The following is a 225-nucleotide window of genomic DNA, read 5'->3' as shown; positions in this document are numbered from 1 at the left end:
CTACTCACGCTACCTGCCGCGTGAAGTCGGCATTGCCAAGCCGTTCTGGGCGACTTATTTCGGCGCTACCCTGGGCACCATCTTGTGCTTCAGCTTTGGTGCGGTGGCGGTGCTGTGCGTGCCGCAAGGCACCGATGCGATGGACGCGGTGAAGCAGGCCACCGGCTGGCTGGGGCCGATCCTGATGGTGCTGTTCCTGCTCAACATCATCAGCCACAACGCCCT

1 pseudogene is annotated in these 225 nt (G+C 62.7%); it reads left to right on the top strand.

The features are described 5' to 3' along the window. Positions 1–225 (top strand): annotated as a pseudogene (locus tag GYA94_RS18800) (purine-cytosine permease family protein); the annotation flags it as partial.

It is taken from the genome of Pseudomonas juntendi (assembly GCF_009932375.1).
Classification (GTDB): Bacteria; Pseudomonadota; Gammaproteobacteria; order Pseudomonadales; family Pseudomonadaceae; genus Aquipseudomonas; species Aquipseudomonas juntendi.
The sequence above is the reverse complement of the archived record's forward strand: the minus strand, read 5'-3'. Positions and strand labels throughout refer to the sequence as shown.